Here is a 1,100-nt window from a genome sequence, read left to right on the forward strand (position 1 = left end):
TGGAGCGGGTGATGGGAATCGAACCCGTGAAACGCCATCTTGTGGCCCGCATGATTGCTTGTTTTTCATGATAAAAAAGATAGCGTGTGCTTAAAATGTGCTTATTTCGGCCAGGCGTCTTCTAGGGTTTTGACGTCGGAAGCGTGGCCTGAAGCTGCGCCCGCCACTTCTTGATATTTTCTTGAGCAGTCAGAGAATACGACACTGGCGGCGTCGGCGTAGCGGCGGACGGCATCGTCGGCAAGGCCGGGCAGTTGTCGGCGGATGGCGGCGAGGTCGTCGCGCAGCCCGTCAGACTCCAGGCGAGCAGCATCAGAATCACGACGCAAAGCCACGTCTCGGACGCGCGCAGAATTTTGCGCATCAATGACGTTCTGCGAGCGCTTGCGTTCCAGAGTGCGCGATTCCCGGTCCAAGGCGATTTGTAGTTCAGCACGTTCAAGCTCCTTTGCGTCGTAACGCCACGATTGAATAGTCCATGTTCCGATGGAGGACAGAACAGCAGCCAGCAGCGCGGCGATGAGGTGGGTGTAGATCATTGCGCAGCCATGCACTTGGCATGCCGGTTCTGTTGTTCAGTCCATACGCCAGAACACACCCGGTTGCCAGGGGTGGAGCAGTCGAAACCGCCCGAGAACTTGTAGCGCAGCAGCGAATGGCACGCCTGCACGTAGTCGCCGGCCAGGAGGTTCGCGTGCATGGACGATGACGCCCAGCGGCCCGCGCCGAACTGGTAGACCCAGTCCATGTAGAGGTCATACTCTGCCTGGTGCAACTCAACCTCTGGGATGGAAGCGCGAAAACGCTCTTCCTCTTTGGTGATGTGGGCCTGTGCTTTGATGAGCGCCCGCACCGGGGTGGTTTTGTCGCCCATCTTGACCGGGCGGCCGTCCTCATGAAATGTGGACCCGAACCCTACCGTGGGGCGGTCGTTCTTGGTCGGGATCATGGCATCGGCCACGTAGCTCTCGCGCGTTGCCAGGGCGACGAAGCCCGCCATGCTCAGGCTCAAAGCACCCACGGCAATGCGTTGTTTAAGGCTTGCCATGGTCGACCTTCGGTTTATCTGGCGTCCAGTAGACGGCCCAGTGCCACCACAT

General features: G+C 59.2%; 2 protein-coding genes. Both read right to left on the reverse strand.

All coding sequences use genetic code 11. The features are described 5' to 3' along the window. Window positions 1-101: 101 nt before the first annotated feature. Window positions 102-539, reverse strand: a complete 438-nt coding sequence (locus C5P05_RS33675; protein ID WP_157979300.1) for a hypothetical protein — start codon at window positions 537-539, stop codon at window positions 102-104. Next, on the reverse strand, window positions 536-1,048 hold the full coding sequence (locus C5P05_RS11210) for a lysozyme (protein ID WP_114969931.1): 513 nt from the start codon (window positions 1,046-1,048) through the stop codon (window positions 536-538). Before C5P05_RS11210 ends, C5P05_RS33675 begins: the two co-directional genes overlap by 4 nt. Between the last annotated feature and the right edge of the window lie 52 nt (window positions 1,049-1,100).

Source organism: Rhodoferax ferrireducens (assembly GCF_003347515.1).
GTDB lineage: Bacteria > Pseudomonadota > Gammaproteobacteria > Burkholderiales > Burkholderiaceae_C > Rhodoferax.